This window comes from Brevundimonas sp. BR2-1 (assembly GCF_037626195.1).
Classification (GTDB): domain Bacteria; phylum Pseudomonadota; class Alphaproteobacteria; order Caulobacterales; family Caulobacteraceae; genus Brevundimonas.
In genome coordinates, this window is sequence record NZ_JARKMV010000002.1 from 22644 (window position 1) to 38187 (window position 15544).

The following is a 15544-nucleotide window of genomic DNA, read 5'->3' on the forward strand; positions in this document are numbered from 1 at the left end:
TTGCCCGTAGAGCAGGGTTAAGGAACCCCGGTCTTTGGAACGCCTGCTGACGCTTCCGGTTGCCAAATGGCTTCCGGTGCGGCGCCGATGAACAGGGAAACCGTTTTCCCTCTTCGCCGACTGCCCGCCAAGGAAAGCGGTCAAGCTCCTTTGGCGAACGCATACCAGAGCGTCAAGTGCGGGAACGTGCTTTTCCCCTCGCGGGGGAGCCAAGGCCCCGATCACTGAAGATTGGGGCCGAAAGCGACATTTTCATGATGGTGGACCGGCCCGGTTCGGGCGTTCGCCGCACGCCGGGATCGGAAGCGATGGTGCCTGGGGGCGGATTCGAACCACCGACACGTGGATTTTCAATCCACTGCTCTACCAACTGAGCTACCCAGGCGCACGCTTCGCGGCGCGAGGCGGCGTCTATAGGCGAGCGCTCCGGGGGTGTCCAGCCGTCAGATCAGTCTTCTTCGCCATCGTCCGTCGGGACGTCTCCGCCGCTGTCAGGCAGGACGTATCCGCCCGTGAACCAACGCTGCAGATCGACGTCGGCGCAGCGCCTGGAGCAGAACGGTTTGTATTTTTCGTCGGCCGGATGGCGGCGGCAGATGGGACAGGTCGCCATGGTCACTCCGCCTCGATCACATGCTCGCCGGTCGGCAGGCTGTCGTCGGCCCTGAGATGGGCGCGCGGACCCAGTTGCGCCACCAGCGGCGCGGCCAGCCTGGCCACCTCGGCGGGGCACCGCGCGGTGATCCGCGCGCGGGTGGTGTCAGATAATAGTTCGAATTTGATCCGCCGCGTCACTTCCTGCGCGGCCTGACCCGCCCCGAAGGCGCGAATGGAAGGGTAACGGTACAGGACCTCTTCCAGAGGCGTGCGCTCCCACGGCAGGGCCAGTTGCAGCACGCCGAAACGGTTGACCGGGCCATAGGCGATCCGGGGATCGTCGCCGAACGCCGCCTTCGCAACCTTCAGGATGGCCGCGCCGTCGTGCCCCGCGCCGATCAGGTCGATCGCCACCAGTCCTGCCCAGCGCCTCAGCCGGATCGCCCGGGCCGCCTCCAGCAGCCCCCGGCGATTCGCGGCGTCCCGTTCGCGCGCCCGGCCCATGTCATGGCTGTTCAGATCGATGTCGACCGTGACCATGGCCCGGGTCCGCTCGACCGCGACCGTGCCGCCGGGAATGGCGGGATGGGTTTGAGATTCCTCTACGGCCTGCCAGCCCGCCTCGATGGCCGCCTTGCCGGTGACCGGCGTCACCCCGGGCGCCAGCCGGGCCAGCGCCTCCGTCAGCGTCGGCGCGGGTGTGAGCAGGCGCGGCTCGCCCTCGGCCGGCCCGATCCAGCGCACGGCGGGGGCCTTTCCGGCGCGGTGCTCGGCGACCAGTTCGACCTCGATCTTGGATCCCACGGGGGCGGCCACGCCGCCGCCGCGCAGGGACATGAAGGCCTCGCCGCCGGCGCCGAGGTCGACAAAGGCGCCCTTCAGGCCGGGGGCCGCCCGCCGGACGCGCGCCACGGAGCGGGCGCCCAGCCGCGTCTGTGGGTCGTCGCGTTCGCTCTCGATCAGCAGATGTTCGAAATGGCCGTCACGCCGGATGACGGCCCTCAGCTCGCCCGGCGTATCATCGAGGAAGACCTCGACGCTCACGCCCGCCAGCCCGCGCCGTTCAGCAGATTGACCGTCTCGAACAGCGGCAGGCCCATGACGGCGGGATAGCTGCCGACCAGACGGGTGACGAACGCCCCTGCCCGGCCCTGGATGCCGTAGCCGCCCGCCTTGCCACGCCATTCGTCCGAGGCGACATAGGCGGCGATCTCGGCGTCGGACAGAACCTTGAAGGAGACGCGCGTGTCGACCACCCGCTGCCTCGTCCGCCCGGCGGCCGTCACGGCCACACCGGTGAACACGCGATGGTTGCGACCGGACAGCAGTTTCAGAAACCGGGTCGCCTCGGCTTCGTCGGCGGCCTTTTCCAGCAGGCGCCGGCCAAGCGCCACGACGGTGTCGGCGGCCAGAACCACCGCGTCCGGCGACCGGGCGGCCGCGACCTGCGATTTCGACACGGCCAGCCGCGCGGCGAGCCGTGCCGGCGTCTCGTCCTTGAGGGGGGTCTCGTCGATGTCGGCGGGATCGACGCGGTCGGGCGTGATCCCGACCAGCGCCAGCAGTTCGATGCGGCGCGGGCTGGCCGAGGCCAGCACAAGTTCAGGACGCGACAAGCGCGCGCCCTTACTTGAAGCGGTAGGTGATGCGGCCCTTGGTCAGGTCATAGGGCGTCATCTCGACCAGAACCTTGTCGCCGGCCAGCACGCGGATGCGGTTCTTGCGCATCTTGCCGGCGGTGTGGGCGATGATCTCGTGGTCGTTCCCCTCGAGCAGCACGCGGAACGTCGCGTTCGGCAGCAGTTCGCTGACGACGCCGGGAAACTCGAGCAGTTCTTCCTTAGCCATGCGGCCTCTCGCGCCCTGTGAATACGAGTCAGGACGCGCGCCGGGCGAAAGCGCGCGTCGAAAAGAGCGGGCCTAATGCCCGAAAACGCCGGGATAGTCGAGATCAACCGCGCCGGTACAGCGCCGTCACCAGGGTAAACAGCCGCCGCGCGGTCTCGTGGTCGACGGCGATCTTGCCGTCCAGCCGGGTCTTCAGCAGATCGGCGCCTTCGTTGTGCAGGCCGCGGCGGCCCATGTCGACGGCCTCGATCTGGGAGGGCGAGGTGCCGCGCAGGGCTTCGTAATAGCTGTCGCAAATGGCGATATAGTCCTTCACCACCTTGTTCAGCGGTGTCAGCGACAGGCCGTGGACCCGGTGGAAATCCGGCCCGGTGATCTCGAACGCCAGCCGCCCGTCCACCAACGCCAACCTCAGCGCATAGGGGCCGCCCGCCGCGCCGACCGGCTCGAAACTGTTCTTCTCGATCAGATCGAAAATGGCGACGCGCCGCTCGTGCTCGATCTCGGCGGTCGCGGACGGCAGGGTCGCGGCGTCCAGATCGATCGAGGTCAGCCGGTGCTCGCTCACGCGGGGTCCGCCTCCCGCGACAGATGCGTCGGCGCGACCCTGGCGGGCCAGCGCTCGGACAGGTCCGTCAGCACCGCGTCCATGCACTCGACGTCGATGCGCAGATCGCCGCCGCCCGCGAACATCATGATCACCCGCCCGCCCGGCGCCTCGTCGGGCACGAAATCCATGGCCAGCAGCTCCAGCGCACTTTCCGGCAGGCGCGGGAGGCGGCGGCTCTTGACCGCGATCACGTCGCCGAACTGCATCGCCGCCATCACCCGTGTCCCGCCGCATTCCCAGCAGAAGCGGCTCAGCTTCAGCGTCACCCGCCGCGCCGCCGGCTCCCAAACGATGTCGACGGGGCGCAGGATGGCGTCCTGCAGCGCCGCCGAGATGATGTGCAGGTCGTCGGCGTCCTCGGCCAGCAGGCGGAGGGGCTCGGCCGGCGTCGCCGCCGCCGCGTCGGACTCTTTCTCCCGCGCCTCAGTGCTCATGCCCGTCGCTCTTGATGCGGCGGATTTCGGCTCCGCAAGCGCTCAGCTTCTCTTCCAGCCGTTCGAAGCCGCGGTCCAGATGATAGACGCGGCCGACCGTGGTCTCTCCCTCGGCCGCCATGCCCGCGATCACCAGGCTGACCGAGGCCCTGAGGTCGGTGGCCATGACCGGCGCGCCGTGCAGCACGGGCACGCCCCGCACAACGGCCTCGCCGGCATGGACATGGATGTCCGCCCCCAGACGCGCCAGTTCGGGCGCGTGCATGAAACGGTTCTCGAAGATATTCTCATGGATGACGCTGTCGCCCTCGGCGGTGGTCATCAGGGCCATGAACTGCGCTTGCAGGTCGGTGGCGAACCCGGGGTATACCTCGGTGGCCACGTCGACCGCCTTCAGCCGCACGGCCGGATCGCGCTTGACGATCACCCCGTCGGCGGTCGGCGTCACCTCGACCCCGGACTCGATCATCTTCTCGCTGAGCGCGGCCATCAGTTCGGGACGCGCCTTCGTCAGCCGCACCTCGCCGCCGGCCATGGCTGCGGCGACGGCGTAGGAGCCCATCTCGATCCGGTCGGGAATCACCGACCAGGTCGCGCCGCCCAGCGACGGGACTCCGGTGATGACCAGTTCGTCAGTGTCGATGCCGCTGATCTTCGCGCCCATGGCGGTCAGGCAGTGGGCCAGATCGCCGATCTCGGGCTCGCGCGCCGCGTGCTTCAGCACCGTCACCCCGTCGGCCAGCACCGCGGCCAGCAGGGCGTGTTCGGTCGCGCCGACGGAGACGAAGGGAAACTCGATCTCCGCGCCCTTCAGGCCGTGGGGCGCACGGGCCGTGACATAGCCCTCGTCCAATTCGATCTCCGCGCCCAGGGCGGTCAGGGCCTGCAGGTGCAGATCGACGGGGCGGGCGCCGATGGTGCAGCCGCCGGGCAGCGACACCTTGGCCTCGCCCGTGCGCGCCAGCAGCGGGCCAAGGACATTGAACGAGGCGCGCATCTGGCGGACCAGATCATAGGGGGCGAAGGTCGAGGCGATCCGCGGCGCGTGGAACAGCGTCTCCTGCCCGTCGGCGCCGTCGCGTTCCGTCACCTCGACGCCGAGTTCACGCAGCAGCCGGCCGAGGAATTTCGTGTCCGCCAGACGCGGCATGTTGGTCAGCAGCAGCGGCTGATCGGTCAGGATCGAGGCGGCCATCAGTTTGAGGGCGGAGTTCTTGGCGCCGCTGACCGGAATCGATCCGTTCAGGCGGGCGCCCCCTGTGATGGCGATGCTGTCCATGTCGTCTCTTGCAACCCCGTGCGGGGTGCAAGGGGGTTGGCTATCTAGCCCGGACGGTTGCGGTTGCGAAAGGCCGACGGCGGAGTCGGCGATGACATTCAGTTGCGCGGCGTTGCCGGCTTGACCGCCCTGCCCGCCGCCTTGCGGCGTCGCAGATTGTCGCGCAGCGCCGTGGACAGCCGCTGGGCGCGTTCCATGGCGGGGGTTTTCGCCGGGGCCAACGGATCCGGCAGGCTCGTCGGCAGCGGCGGGCGGGACCCTGTGATCTTCGACTCATCCATGGGTCGAGGAGAGCCCGCGCCGAACTTTTCCGCAAGCATCCCAAATCGGGGCTTCCCCCATTGTCCACGGTTGGCTATAGGGCCGCTTCCTCAGATCAGGCCGCCGTAGCTCAGTGGTAGAGCGCATCCTTGGTAAGGCTGAGGTCGTGGGTTCGATTCCCCCCGGCGGCACCACTCTGAAACCCTTACGGGGCCTGACTTCGCGGTCAGGCCCCGTTTGCGTTCCGGCCCGGAACGAGGCGCGACTCAAAGAAAAAGCCCCGCCGGCGTCGCCGGCGGGGCTTTTGTATTCCGGCGTCAGACTCAGTCGCTTTCGGAATCGTCATCCGTGGCGACGACGATGGTCGCGACGATGACGGCGGCGCCGATCAGCAGCACGGCCACCGGCACGCCGGCGAACTCGCTGGACTCAGCGGTCGATGCGCCGACGCGGTCGCCAATGCGAGCGGTGGCGGTGGTGTTGGCCGCGGTCGCCTGGCCGGCGATCAGCAGCAGGCCCGCCGTAACGGCGGCAATGGTTTTCTTCATGGGCGTGATTCCTGTAGCCGGGTTATGGTGGACGACGCCTGACGGCGCCGATGCGTGTCATGGCATACAACTGGGGGCATTGCGACGGCGTTAACGAATTAAGCTTCGCCGTGGCGCCAAGGGCCCACTTCGCCAGATCAGGTCCATTCTCGCCTGGATGGAAATCCGACCGTCCGGATCAGGCGGTCTTGTCAAGGCTCGGCGCGATTTTGCTGAACCAGCGGCCACCGGTTCGGAGGACCGTCGGGCCGCATGACGCGAGCCTCGAACTGCGCCGCCGCCCCGGGGCGATATCCCGGGAAGACGTAGCCGCTGTCGTCGAGCGCCGCACCGCCGTAACCTTGGTCGTAGCCATGGCCGGACCCGTAACCGTAGCCGTACCCGCCATAGGGGTAGCCGTTCTCGATCTGGCGGTAGCTGAGACTCAACCGACCGTTCTCGCCGATGGGGAGGGAGACCGCGGCTCCATAGTCGCGATAGCCGCCCGTGCCGACGCTGACGCTGACCTCACCGTGCGGCAGCCCGTCGTCCAGCGGTTCGCCCCGGGCCCGGTCATACGGCCGCTCGTCCGCGGTCCGGGCGGCGATCCAGCGGTCGATCTGTTCGTCGGTGGTGAGGTTGTGGGGCACGCCCGCCTGGGCTGCGCCTTCAACCGACGGCGCGACCGGCGGGGCGGTGACCCCGAGATCGACGGCGGTGGCGGGAGCGGTGGCCACAACGCCGTCGGGATCGCCCGCCGTCAGGGCTCCGGCCATCAACAGTGCGGTGATCAGCATTCGCCCTACTCCTGTACGACCAACACCCTAGCTTCAAATAAGGCCGGAGCGTGATCCGAAAAATGTTCGCGGCTTCCGGAGGAAGCTCCGCACGGGACCACAGGCGCGATCGCGCCATGGTCAGGCGTTGCCGTCTCCCCGGCCGAGGGGGTCCGGCAGAGGCGCTCCTTCCGGCACGAAGCTCAGCGCCACGGAGTTGATGCAATAGCGCAGACCCGTCGGTCCCGGACCGTCCGGAAACACATGGCCCTGGTGGCTGTCGCAGCGCGCGCAGCGGGTCTCGGTCCGGGTCATGCCGTAGGAATGGTCGCTGATCGCGGTCACATGCGTTGGATCCACGGGCTCGGTGAAGCTGGGCCAGCCGGTTCCGCTCTCGAACTTGGTCCCGGTGCGGAACAGCGGCAGGCCGCATTCGCGGCAGCAGAACACGCCCGCCCGCTTCTCACCCAGCAGGGTCCCGCAGAACGGCGCCTCGGTGCCATGGGCCAGAAGCACCCGCCTCTCCTCGGCGGACAGATCGGCTTCCAGCGCCGCGCGCTGACTGTCGGAGGGCGGGGTCAGGTCGTAGCCGGAGGGGGAACGCAGGGTCGGGGCGATGTCGGTGTCGGGCATACTGGTCACTTGGGGACTCCGCGGCAGTTCGCAACTCGCCGTCGGAACGGCCTGTGTCGGCAACCGTTCTCTGCCCATGACTGACAAACCTCGCTCCGATCTGATCACCGAGCCGCTGACCCCGAAGGCCAGGCACGGAGTCGTGGAGATCAAGGACCCGCCCGAAGCGGCCATGAACTTGACCGCGGACGCCGCGGAAGTCTCCGGCATCCGCATGCTGGACGCCGCCGACCGCGCCCGAAAGCGCGACTGACCATCTACTCTCCAACAAAAAAGGCCGGCCGGGTCGCCCCGGCCGGCCTCTTTAAATTCTGCACCGAAGACCGGATCAGCCGCCGAACAGGCTGCCGACCCAGGTCCGCACAGCCGTCTCGTCAGCGGGGTTGCCCGTGTAGACCAGGCCTTGCGCGGGAGTGAAGGGCTGGTTGTTGGGACGGGGACGCGAGGTCCAGGCCTTGTGACCGTAGCTGAGGTCCGAATAGTTCGAAGGCAGGCGCATCACGGTCGGCTCGACGAAGATCGAGTCGGTGGCGGTGGTCGAACCGGCGATGCGCACGTTCGGCAGCTTCGACAAAAGGTCCAGCGTGTCCAGGCAGCCCCCCGAGCAGCCGGCGTCCACCAGAACGATCACCGGGCCCTGCACCGGGTTGGCGGCGCCCGTGTCGGCCACGGCGGCGCGGCCGGCCAGGGTGAAGGTCGGCTGGCCAGCGGCGATGGCGGCGTCGAAGGCCGCCACGATCTCGCGCGTCTGTTCGATCACGGGGCCGGCTTCCTGCACGAACTGCGGGTCGGCCTCCATGCGGCCGAGGGCGGCGGCGTACCAGTCGCGGTTGCCCTGGGTGGCGCGGTAGGTCAGTTCGCCGGCGGCGGGCTGGCGGCTGACGGTGAACTCGGGCGTCCAGATGCGGTTGGCCAGGCCATAGCCGCGCGCGGTCGAGGAATTCTGGCCGGTGCCCGAGGCGGCGCGCAGGTCCAGCACGAAGCCCTGGGGTCCGCGCAGCGCGGCCGCCTGGCCTTCGACGGCGGCGTTGAACGAGCGCCAGTCGGCGCTGTCCGCGAAGGAATGGACATGCACCCAGGGCCGGCCGTTGACGGTCTCGACGCCCAGCGGGGTCGCAGGCGGCATGTAGACGGTGGCGCGGTAGGCGGCCTCGAGATCGCCGGCGACCACCGGCATGGGGCGGATCTGGATTTCACGCGGACGGCCGCGGCCGGACTGGAAGCTGCAGATCGACGGCACGCCGGCGGCGAACGGATTGTTGCGGTTCCACATCAGATAGGGGGCGGAGGTCACGCGACCCGCCTCGGTGTCGAGGTTGCCTTCCCACAGGTCCAGCTTCTTGCGGGCGAACTCCTCGATGGGGGTCAGATTGCAGTCGACGACCGTGTCGCCGACCCGAGGCGCGCCGCGGGTGCCGGGCTTCACATAGGTGACGACGTATTTGCCGCCGCGCCAGCCGGTGGCGAAGCCGGGCCAGCTGGTGCCGAAATAGGGGCCCATGCCTTCGAAGGTCGGGGTGATGGCGATGTTGGAGTCCCGGAAGCCCGCCGCGTAGTAGCGCATCAGATAGGCGTGGGCGTCGCCGCTGTTGGCCTGGCCGGCCCGGCCCAGGGCGTCCTGCAGGCCGGCGTCCAGCCAGCCGCGGAACGTCTGGCTGGCGGCGCCCGACACCGCGGGAGCCGGATGGTTGGCCGCCAGTTCGTCATGGGCCCGTTGCAGGTCCTGACGGGCCAGGGCGCGGAAGTCTTGCGCCGCGGCCGATCCGGCGGTCATCGCCACGGTCAGGGCCGCAGCGGCGGCGAAGGTAAGCATGCGGGACATCAGGTCAGGCTCCGGGCCAAATAAGCGGGACGGGGGAGTGGTCGACAATGAACGGGCGCCGATGAACGGAACTGGAACGGGGTTTAACCTCATCGGGACTGGCTTTGCCAACCCCGAACGCCGCGCAGTTGAACGCCCCCTTGGTTTACTCCCGCCAGATCGCGGCCTAATCGGGGCAACCGCTTCACGCGGCGATCACGTTCGCCTCAGATTCAGAGCCCAATGTTCTCCAAAATCCTGATCGCCAATCGCGGCGAAATCGCCGTCCGCATCATCAAGACCTGCCGCCGCATGGGCATCAGGACGGTGCAGGTCTATTCCGAGGCCGACGCCGGTTCGCTGGCGGTCGAGATGGCCGACGAAACCGTGCTGATCGGCCCCGCCCCCGCCGCCCAGTCCTATCTGCTGCAGGACCGGATCGTCGACGCCGTGCGCCAGACCGGCGCCGAGGCGGTCCACCCCGGGTTCGGCTTTCTGAGCGAGAACGCGTCCTTCGCGCGCCGTCTGGAAGCCGAGGGCATCACCTTCATCGGCCCCAATCCCCACGCCATCGAGGCCATGGGCGACAAGATCACCTCCAAGAAATTCGCCGCCGAGGCCGGGGTCTCCACCGTGCCCGGCCACATGGGCCTGATCGAGACCACCGAGGAGGCCGTGAAGATCGCCCGTGAGATCGGCTATCCCGTGATGATCAAGGCCTCCGCGGGCGGCGGCGGCAAGGGCATCCGCGTCGCCCACGGCGACGACGACATGGCCGAGGGCTTCGCCGCCGTGAAGGCCGAGGCGCTGAACGCCTTCGGCGACGACCGGGTCTTCCTCGAGAAATTCATCATCGATCCGCGCCACATCGAGATCCAGGTCCTGGGCGACAAGCACGGCGCCGTGGTCCATCTTTTTGAACGCGAGTGCAGTATCCAGCGCCGCAATCAGAAGGTCATCGAAGAGGCGCCGTCGCCGCTGCTGGACCCCGAGACCCGCGCCGCCATGGGGGCCCAGGCGGTGGCTCTGGCCAAGGCGGTGAACTACGACTCGGCCGGTACGGTGGAGTTCGTTGCTGGTCAGGATAAGTCGTTCTTTTTCCTTGAGATGAACACGCGTCTTCAGGTCGAACACCCGGTAACCGAGCTGATCACGGGGGTCGATCTGGTCGAGCAGATGATCCGGTCGGCCTGGGGGGAAAAGCTGGCGTTCGGGCAGAAGGATCTGGCCATCAACGGCTGGGCCATCGAGAGCCGGATCTATGCGGAGGATCCGTACCGGGGCTTTCTGCCGTCGATCGGCCGCCTCGTCCGCTATGAGCAGCCGGAGGAGGGCGAGCACGAGGACGGCTATGTCGTCCGCAACGATTCCGGCGTCCGCGAGGGCGACGAGATCAGCATGTTCTACGACCCCATGATCGCCAAGCTGTGCGCCTGGGGCCCGACGCGGGACGAGGCCCTGACCGGCATGGCCCGGGCGCTGGAGGACACCCATCTGCAGGGCGTCGGCCACAACATCCCCTTCCTGTCCGCCGTCATGGACCAGCCGCGCTTCCGCAGCGGCCATATCTCGACCAGCTATATCAAGGACGAATTCCCGGACGGCTTCCATGGCCTGAAGCCCGACGCGCGCCAGACGCAGATCATGATCGCCGCCGCCGTCGCCATGAACGAAATCGCCGCCGAACAGGCCGGCGACCCGTCCGACCGCACCGACTGGGTCGTGCTGATCGACAAGGCGCCCCACGGCGTCGACCTGTCCTACGACGCCGACGAGGCGCTGCTGCTGGCCTTCACCGGGGGCGGCCAGGCCCGCCTGACGGAGATCGACTGGCGGCCCGGCCTGGCCCAGTTCCGCGCCGAACTGGACGGCGAGCCCTTCACCGCCGAGGTCTCCCGCGTCGCCGACGGTTTCATCATCCGGCACCGCGCCGCGAAGGCGCGCGTCCGCGTCCTGACCCCGCACACGGCCGAGCTCTATGCCCGCCTGCCGGAAAAGGTCGCCGCCGACACCTCGAAACTGATCGCCTCCCCCATGCCCGGCCTGGTCGTCTCCATCCCCGTGACCGTCGGCCAGGAGGTCAAGGCCGGCGAGACCGTCGCCATCATCGAGGCCATGAAGATGCAGAACATCCTCAAGGCCGAACGCGACGGCGTGGTGAAAGCCGTCAGCGCCGCCGCCGGCGACCCGGTGGCCGCCGATGACGTGCTGGTGGAGTTCGCGTGAGCCTCAGTCCGCGCCCGGCCGGGTGAATCTCAGGCCGGGCAGCAGCGGATCGCTGTAGCTGAAACCCGTTACCGCGCCCGCACCGTTGCGGTGAAACCGCGCCACCATCGACCCCAGCCGGAACACGTCCGGCGCCGCCGCCGCCAGCTCCAGCCGGCTCAGCGAGCCGCGTCCGAAACGCAGGGCCAAGCCGCCGTCGCCGGCCGTGACCTCGGCGCAGGCGCCCAGCTCGCCGCTGTCGTATCGTCCGGCGTAGTCGCGCAGTTCGGGGTGGCTGGGCATGGGATCACCTTGATCGAGCACAGCCTGCAGACTGACGCAGCGCCGCGTGAGCGGCATGAGCGAACCATGAGCATTCGCTGAAATCCGCAGCGGCGATCGGAACCAGGCCGAGGGGCCCGCCTATGGCGCGCAGATGGCGATGGTCGGGACGGTCGGGCGGATCAACAGGTTGTCGCGCACAGTCTGTCTGGCTGGCCGGCGATCGCCAACAGAGATACGGTGCCCCTACCCCGCCGCCGCCATCGCCTGAACCGGCTCCGGCACGGTCGCTTTGATCGCTTCCATCAGCGCCCCCGGCGTGATCGGCTTGGCCAGATGGGCGTCGGCGCCGGCCTCGGCGGCGTCCTGGACGTGTTTGGCCATGGCGTTGGCGCTGAGCATGATCAGGGGGGTGCGCGCCCGGCCCTGCGCCTGCTCCAGCTCGCGGATGGCGCGTGTCGCGGTCAGGCCGTCCATGACCGGCATCTGCATGTCCATCAGGATCAGGTCGAAGGCGTCGGCGGTGAAGGCCGCGACCGCCTGGTCGCCGTCGCCGACGGTGGTCACCTGCATGCCGCTTCCCGACAGTATGGCCTGGACGACGCGCTGGTTGACCGGGTGATCCTCGGCCAGCAGCACGCGCAGGGCGGCGTCGCCGATCCAGGGCGCGGGGCCGATCCCGACGGGGGCCAGATCGGCGGCGCGGGCGCGGGCGGCGTCATTGGCCGCGTCATGGGCGGCGACCGAGCGGGTGCGCGACAGGGGGATGCTGACGGTGAAACAGCTGCCCTCGCCGGGCGCGGACTCGGCCGTGATCTCGCCGCTCATGATCTCGACCAGCGAGCGGCAGATGGACAGGCCCAGGCCGGTGCCGCCGAAGCGGCGGGTGATGGTGCTGTCGGCCTGGCTGAAGCGCTGGAACAGCGCCTCGCCCGCGGCGGCGTCAAAACCCACGCCGGTGTCGCGCACGGTCAGGCGCAGCTGGGCGATACCGGGCTCCGGAGTGTCGTCGGCCACCTCGACGGAGACCGAGACCTGACCCTCGGGCGTGAACTTCACAGCGTTCGAAAGCAGGTTGGACAGCACTTGGCGGATGCGGGTGGCGTCGCCCAGGAAGTCGCCGCGTGCGCCCGGGCCGCGCTCGACGTGGAACGCCAGCCCCTTGGCCTCGGCCTTGATCCGGGCGGTCTCGATGACGCCGTCCAGCTCGCGCTCCAGATCCATGTCGCCGATGGCGAAATCCAGATGGCCGGCCTCGATCTTGGCGACGTCGAGGATGTCGGACACCAGCCGCTCCAGGGTCACGCCCGACTGTTCGATCAGCCCGACCAGTTCGCGCTGTTCCGGGGTCAGGTCGCTCTGCCCCAGAGCCCCGATAAGGCCGATGACGCCGTTCAGGGGCGTGCGGATCTCGTGGCTCATATTGGCCAGGAAGTCGGTCTTGGCCTGGTTGGCCACCTCGGCCGCGGCCTTGGCGTCCAGCAGTTCGCGCTCGGCGGCGACGCGGTCGGTGACATCGCGGGCCACACCATAGACGCGGTCGCCGACCCGCCGGGCGCGCCATTCGATCGTGCGGTAGCCGCCGTCCTTGTGGCGATAGCGGTTCTTGAAATCCACCATGGGGTCGCGGGGGCCGCGGGTCTCGACCTCGATGACGCTTTCAAGGGTGGCGATCTCGTCGTCGGGATGAAGCAGGCGCAGCAGCGGCAGGCCCTCCATCTCGTCGGGCCGCCAGCCGAGGACGGTCTCCCACGATGGACTGGCCCGGACGACCCGCCCGTCCAGCTCGCGGATCACCAGCAGGTCCAGCGACACGTCGAAGAAGGTGCCGATGGCCAGCGCATCGGCGTCCTGTTCGGGGCGGGACGGCTGGGCGGGCATCAAGCGATAATCCTCACGGAACGGCGACGTGCCCGATTCTGCACCGGCGAGGTTAAGATGGCCCTCCCTTCATGCCAATACACGTCATGATTGTACTATCCGCGGCCGCCGTTCCGGCGTAGGAAGGGGCGTTCGTCCCGAAGCTCGGCTGCCGCCGCCGGTGCGATCGCCGTTCGTGGGGGGCGGCGGAATCACAGGCGCGCTGATCACGGCGCGCGGGGGACCAGCATCCATGGGCTCGCTTATCCGCGCCAAGGCCGCGCGCGCCGGGACGAAACCGGCCGCGGCGAAAGTCTCGACTACCAAGGGCCACGCCGGGGATGTGACCCTGGGCGAACGGATCCGCTACGCCTTCGACAAGAGCATGGCGGCGGGGCCGGTGGCGCTGGCGGGGTGGCTGGCGCTGGTGTCGGTCGTCACGATCGCGCTCGCGGCCACCATACTGGCCCTGACCCGTATCGGCCCTGACGGCGGTTTCGACTTCGGCGAGGCGGCCTGGCAGTCGCTGATGCGGACCATGGACGCCGGGACCATGGGCGGGGACTCCGGCTGGGTCTTCCGCTTCGTCACCCTGGTGGTGACCCTGATGGGCATTCTGGTCTTTTCGGCCCTGATCTCGATCATCTCGGCCGGACTGGACTCGGCGCTGGAGGGGCTGCGCAAAGGCCGCTCGCGCGTGCTGGAGACCGATCACACCATCATCCTGAATTGGTCGCCGTCGATCTTCGACATCCTGTCGGAGCTGGTCATCGCCAACGCCAGCCGCCGGAATCCGCGCATCGTTATCATGGCCGACAAGGACAAGGTCGAGATGGAGGACGAGATCGCCGACAAGGTCCCGAACCTCGGCAACACCCGCATCATCTGCCGCAACGGCGACCCGACGGACCTGTTCGACCTCAGCCTGGTCAACGCCCAGACCTGCCGCTCGATCATCGTCGTCTCGCCCGAGGGCGCGGCCGATCCCGACAGCCAGGTGATCAAGACCGTCCTGGCCCTGACCAACGACCCCCAGCGCCGCATCGAACGCTACCGCATCGCCGCCGAACTGCGCAGCGCCGGCAACGCCGAGGTGGCCCGCATCGTCGGAGGCGACGAGGTCCAGCTGGTCCTCGCCGACGACCTGATCTCGCGCATCGTGGTCCAGTCCAGCCGGCAGGCCGGCCTGTCCGCCGTCTATTCCGAACTGCTCGATTTCGACGGCTGCGAAATCTACACCACCGAACTGGAGGAGCTGGTCGGCGTGACCTGGGGCGACGCCATCATGGGCTATGAGGACTCGGCCCTGATCGGCCTGCGCTATCCCGACGGCCGGGTGCGGATGAACCCGCCGATGGACGAGGTCATCACCGCCGGCAGCCGCGCCATCATCATCGCCGAGGACGACGCCGCCATCCGCCTGACACCCATGGCCGACGACGCCGTCGATCCGACGGTCATCCGCAAGCCTGTGGCGGTCAAGCGCGTCGCCGAGCGGGTGCTGATCATCGGCTGGAACCGCCGCGGCCCGATGATCGCCCACGAGCTGTCGCGCTACGTCAAGGCGGGCTCGGTCCTGACCATCGCCGGCGACGTCCCCGGTCTGGCCGAGGAGGTGCGCGCCATGCCCCTCGGTTCGAGAAACATGAAGGTCGAGGTCCGCATCATCGACACCAGCCACGCCGCCGCGCTGGAGGCGCTGGAGCCGCTGACCTACGACAGCATCATGGTGCTGGGCTATTCCGACCACATGGAGGCCCAGTCGGCCGACACCCGGACGCTGATCACCCTGCTGCACCTGCGCAAACTGTCGGAACGGCTGGGCGAGCACATCAGCGTCGTCTCGGAGATGATCGACATCCGCAACCGGGAGCTGGCCGAGGTCACCCGCGCCGACGACTTCGTCGTCTCCAACCGGCTGGTCAGCCTGATGCTGGCCCAGGCGTCCGAGAACGAATACCTGTCCGCCATCTTCGACGACCTGCTGGATGAGGACGGGTCGGAAATCTACATGCGACCCGTCGGCGACTACGTCGATCTGGACCAGCCCGTCAGCTTCTACACCATCGCCGAGGCCGCCGGCCGCAGGGGTGAAACCGCCATCGGCTATCGCCGCCGCCGCCCGGACGAAGCCGACGACGGCCGCAACATGGGCGGCGTGGTCGTCAATCCATCGAAGTCGGAACGGCTGTCGTATGAGCCCGAGGACCGGGTGATCGTGCTGGCTGAAGACTAGCCCGTCCGGCCCTCATCTGCGGGAGTTCGGGTCTCCAGCAGATAGGCCAGCAGGGCCTCATAGTGGCGGGCCAGCTCGGCGCTGGCCTCGCGCTCGCGGGCGTCCAGCGCGTCGGCGGCGCGGCGGCGCCAGCATTCGACGCGGCTGCGCAGGGTTTCCTCGTCCATGCGGACCTCGTCGGGATCGGGTGAAAGC

Annotated in this window: 18 protein-coding genes and 2 tRNA genes; 4 read left to right on the forward strand and 16 right to left on the reverse strand. The window is 68.7% G+C overall.

Annotated elements, in window-relative coordinates:
- Window positions 1–309: 309 nt before the first annotated feature.
- From BrevBR_RS09705 to BrevBR_RS09745, 9 genes are all read right to left on the reverse strand, one after another.
- Window positions 310–385, reverse strand: a tRNA-Phe gene (locus tag BrevBR_RS09705).
- Window positions 386–448: 63 nt separating this feature from the next.
- A complete protein-coding gene (locus BrevBR_RS09710) occupies window positions 449–613 on the reverse strand; it encodes a DNA gyrase inhibitor YacG (RefSeq protein WP_332639363.1) in 165 nt (54 codons plus the stop codon).
- 2 nt (window positions 614–615) lie between these two features.
- Complete coding sequence (locus tag BrevBR_RS09715) at window positions 616–1641, reverse strand: ribonuclease E/G (protein WP_340000797.1); 1026 nt, start codon at window positions 1639–1641, stop codon at window positions 616–618.
- Window positions 1638–2213 carry a Maf family protein gene (locus BrevBR_RS09720; protein WP_340000798.1) on the reverse strand — a complete coding sequence of 192 codons (576 nt, stop codon included), beginning with the start codon at window positions 2211–2213 and terminating at the stop codon, window positions 1638–1640. The genes BrevBR_RS09715 and BrevBR_RS09720 overlap by 4 nt, the downstream gene beginning before the upstream one ends.
- 10 nt (window positions 2214–2223) lie before the next feature.
- Entirely contained in the window at window positions 2224–2445 is a 222-nt protein-coding gene (infA, locus tag BrevBR_RS09725; protein ID WP_013269122.1) for a translation initiation factor IF-1, read from the reverse strand.
- A 103-nt stretch (window positions 2446–2548) separates the two neighbouring features.
- The gene (locus BrevBR_RS09730; RefSeq protein ID WP_332639366.1) at window positions 2549–3013 is read right to left on the reverse strand and encodes a UPF0262 family protein; all 465 of its coding nucleotides are present in this window, start codon (window positions 3011–3013) and stop codon (window positions 2549–2551) included.
- Entirely contained in the window at window positions 3010–3489 is a 480-nt protein-coding gene (locus BrevBR_RS09735; RefSeq protein WP_340000800.1) for a DUF2948 family protein, read from the reverse strand. Before BrevBR_RS09735 ends, BrevBR_RS09730 begins: the two co-directional genes overlap by 4 nt.
- Window positions 3479–4768 carry a UDP-N-acetylglucosamine 1-carboxyvinyltransferase gene (gene murA / locus BrevBR_RS09740; protein ID WP_340000801.1) on the reverse strand — a complete coding sequence of 430 codons (1290 nt, stop codon included), beginning with the start codon at window positions 4766–4768 and terminating at the stop codon, window positions 3479–3481. The genes BrevBR_RS09735 and murA overlap by 11 nt, the downstream gene beginning before the upstream one ends.
- 98 nt (window positions 4769–4866) lie before the next feature.
- Window positions 4867–5049, reverse strand: a complete 183-nt coding sequence (locus BrevBR_RS09745) for a hypothetical protein (protein ID WP_332639369.1) — start codon at window positions 5047–5049, stop codon at window positions 4867–4869.
- A 99-nt stretch (window positions 5050–5148) separates the two neighbouring features.
- Between BrevBR_RS09745 and BrevBR_RS09750 the strand changes: the two genes are divergently transcribed.
- A tRNA-Thr gene (locus BrevBR_RS09750) sits at window positions 5149–5223 on the forward strand.
- 129 nt (window positions 5224–5352) lie between these two features.
- Here the strand turns inward: BrevBR_RS09750 and BrevBR_RS09755 are convergent.
- The 3 genes from BrevBR_RS09755 to msrB form a co-directional block, all read right to left on the reverse strand.
- Complete coding sequence (locus tag BrevBR_RS09755; protein WP_332639370.1) at window positions 5353–5577, reverse strand: hypothetical protein; 225 nt, start codon at window positions 5575–5577, stop codon at window positions 5353–5355.
- Window positions 5578–5768: 191 nt separating this feature from the next.
- Entirely contained in the window at window positions 5769–6353 is a 585-nt protein-coding gene (locus BrevBR_RS09760) for a hypothetical protein (protein WP_340000802.1), read from the reverse strand.
- Between the two features lie 120 nt (window positions 6354–6473).
- Window positions 6474–6965: a peptide-methionine (R)-S-oxide reductase MsrB gene (gene msrB, locus BrevBR_RS09765; protein WP_332639372.1), complete on the reverse strand. Its 492-nt coding sequence runs from the start codon at window positions 6963–6965 to the stop codon at window positions 6474–6476.
- Between the two features lie 76 nt (window positions 6966–7041).
- Between msrB and BrevBR_RS09770 the strand changes: the two genes are divergently transcribed.
- Window positions 7042–7218, forward strand: coding sequence for a hypothetical protein (locus tag BrevBR_RS09770; RefSeq protein ID WP_340000804.1), 177 nt, complete (start codon window positions 7042–7044; stop codon window positions 7216–7218).
- Window positions 7219–7293: 75 nt separating this feature from the next.
- On the opposite strand, the gene BrevBR_RS09775 is transcribed toward BrevBR_RS09770, so the two are convergent.
- A complete protein-coding gene (locus BrevBR_RS09775; RefSeq protein ID WP_340000805.1) occupies window positions 7294–8787 on the reverse strand; it encodes a hypothetical protein in 1494 nt (497 codons plus the stop codon).
- Between the two features lie 222 nt (window positions 8788–9009).
- Between BrevBR_RS09775 and BrevBR_RS09780 the strand changes: the two genes are divergently transcribed.
- Window positions 9010–10992, forward strand: a complete 1983-nt coding sequence (locus BrevBR_RS09780) for an acetyl/propionyl/methylcrotonyl-CoA carboxylase subunit alpha (RefSeq protein WP_340000806.1) — start codon at window positions 9010–9012, stop codon at window positions 10990–10992.
- 3 nt (window positions 10993–10995) lie between these two features.
- On the opposite strand, the gene BrevBR_RS09785 is transcribed toward BrevBR_RS09780, so the two are convergent.
- Both BrevBR_RS09785 and BrevBR_RS09790 read right to left on the reverse strand, forming a co-directional pair.
- A complete protein-coding gene (locus tag BrevBR_RS09785) occupies window positions 10996–11274 on the reverse strand; it encodes a DUF3471 domain-containing protein (RefSeq protein WP_340000807.1) in 279 nt (92 codons plus the stop codon).
- 225 nt (window positions 11275–11499) lie between these two features.
- Complete coding sequence (locus BrevBR_RS09790) at window positions 11500–13134, reverse strand: PAS domain-containing hybrid sensor histidine kinase/response regulator (protein ID WP_340000808.1); 1635 nt, start codon at window positions 13132–13134, stop codon at window positions 11500–11502.
- Window positions 13135–13366: 232 nt separating this feature from the next.
- On the opposite strand from BrevBR_RS09790, the gene BrevBR_RS09795 reads away from it, so the two are divergent.
- Window positions 13367–15349, forward strand: a complete 1983-nt coding sequence (locus BrevBR_RS09795) for a CASTOR/POLLUX-related putative ion channel (protein ID WP_340000809.1) — start codon at window positions 13367–13369, stop codon at window positions 15347–15349.
- Here the strand turns inward: BrevBR_RS09795 and BrevBR_RS09800 are convergent.
- The gene (locus tag BrevBR_RS09800; RefSeq protein ID WP_340000810.1) at window positions 15346–15516 is read right to left on the reverse strand and encodes a hypothetical protein; all 171 of its coding nucleotides are present in this window, start codon (window positions 15514–15516) and stop codon (window positions 15346–15348) included. The two genes, BrevBR_RS09795 and BrevBR_RS09800, sit on opposite strands and share 4 nt — an antisense overlap.
- Window positions 15517–15544: the final 28 nt, after the last annotated feature.

What these genes read in the sequence shown, in the direction of transcription:
- BrevBR_RS09760 (WP_340000802.1), bottom strand. Translation starts at nt 6,353, where the DNA reads ATGCTGATCACCGCACTGTTGATGGCCGGAGCCCTGACGGCGGGCGAT.
- BrevBR_RS09790 (WP_340000808.1), bottom strand. Translation starts at nt 13,134, where the DNA reads ATGCCCGCCCAGCCGTCCCGCCCCGAACAGGACGCCGATGCGCTGGCC.
- BrevBR_RS09800 (WP_340000810.1), bottom strand. Translation starts at nt 15,516, where the DNA reads ATGGACGAGGAAACCCTGCGCAGCCGCGTCGAATGCTGGCGCCGCCGC.
- BrevBR_RS09795 (WP_340000809.1), top strand. Translation starts at nt 13,367, where the DNA reads ATGGGCTCGCTTATCCGCGCCAAGGCCGCGCGCGCCGGGACGAAACCG.
- BrevBR_RS09780 (WP_340000806.1), top strand. Translation starts at nt 9,010, where the DNA reads ATGTTCTCCAAAATCCTGATCGCCAATCGCGGCGAAATCGCCGTCCGC.
- BrevBR_RS09775 (WP_340000805.1), bottom strand. Translation starts at nt 8,787, where the DNA reads ATGTCCCGCATGCTTACCTTCGCCGCCGCTGCGGCCCTGACCGTGGCG.
- murA (WP_340000801.1), bottom strand. Translation starts at nt 4,768, where the DNA reads ATGGACAGCATCGCCATCACAGGGGGCGCCCGCCTGAACGGATCGATT.
- BrevBR_RS09735 (WP_340000800.1), bottom strand. Translation starts at nt 3,489, where the DNA reads ATGAGCACTGAGGCGCGGGAGAAAGAGTCCGACGCGGCGGCGGCGACG.
- BrevBR_RS09770 (WP_340000804.1), top strand. Translation starts at nt 7,042, where the DNA reads ATGACTGACAAACCTCGCTCCGATCTGATCACCGAGCCGCTGACCCCG.
- BrevBR_RS09710 (WP_332639363.1), bottom strand. Translation starts at nt 613, where the DNA reads ATGGCGACCTGTCCCATCTGCCGCCGCCATCCGGCCGACGAAAAATAC.
- msrB (WP_332639372.1), bottom strand. Translation starts at nt 6,965, where the DNA reads ATGCCCGACACCGACATCGCCCCGACCCTGCGTTCCCCCTCCGGCTAC.
- infA (WP_013269122.1), bottom strand. Translation starts at nt 2,445, where the DNA reads ATGGCTAAGGAAGAACTGCTCGAGTTTCCCGGCGTCGTCAGCGAACTG.
- BrevBR_RS09785 (WP_340000807.1), bottom strand. Translation starts at nt 11,274, where the DNA reads ATGCCCAGCCACCCCGAACTGCGCGACTACGCCGGACGATACGACAGC.
- BrevBR_RS09755 (WP_332639370.1), bottom strand. Translation starts at nt 5,577, where the DNA reads ATGAAGAAAACCATTGCCGCCGTTACGGCGGGCCTGCTGCTGATCGCC.
- BrevBR_RS09745 (WP_332639369.1), bottom strand. Translation starts at nt 5,049, where the DNA reads ATGGATGAGTCGAAGATCACAGGGTCCCGCCCGCCGCTGCCGACGAGC.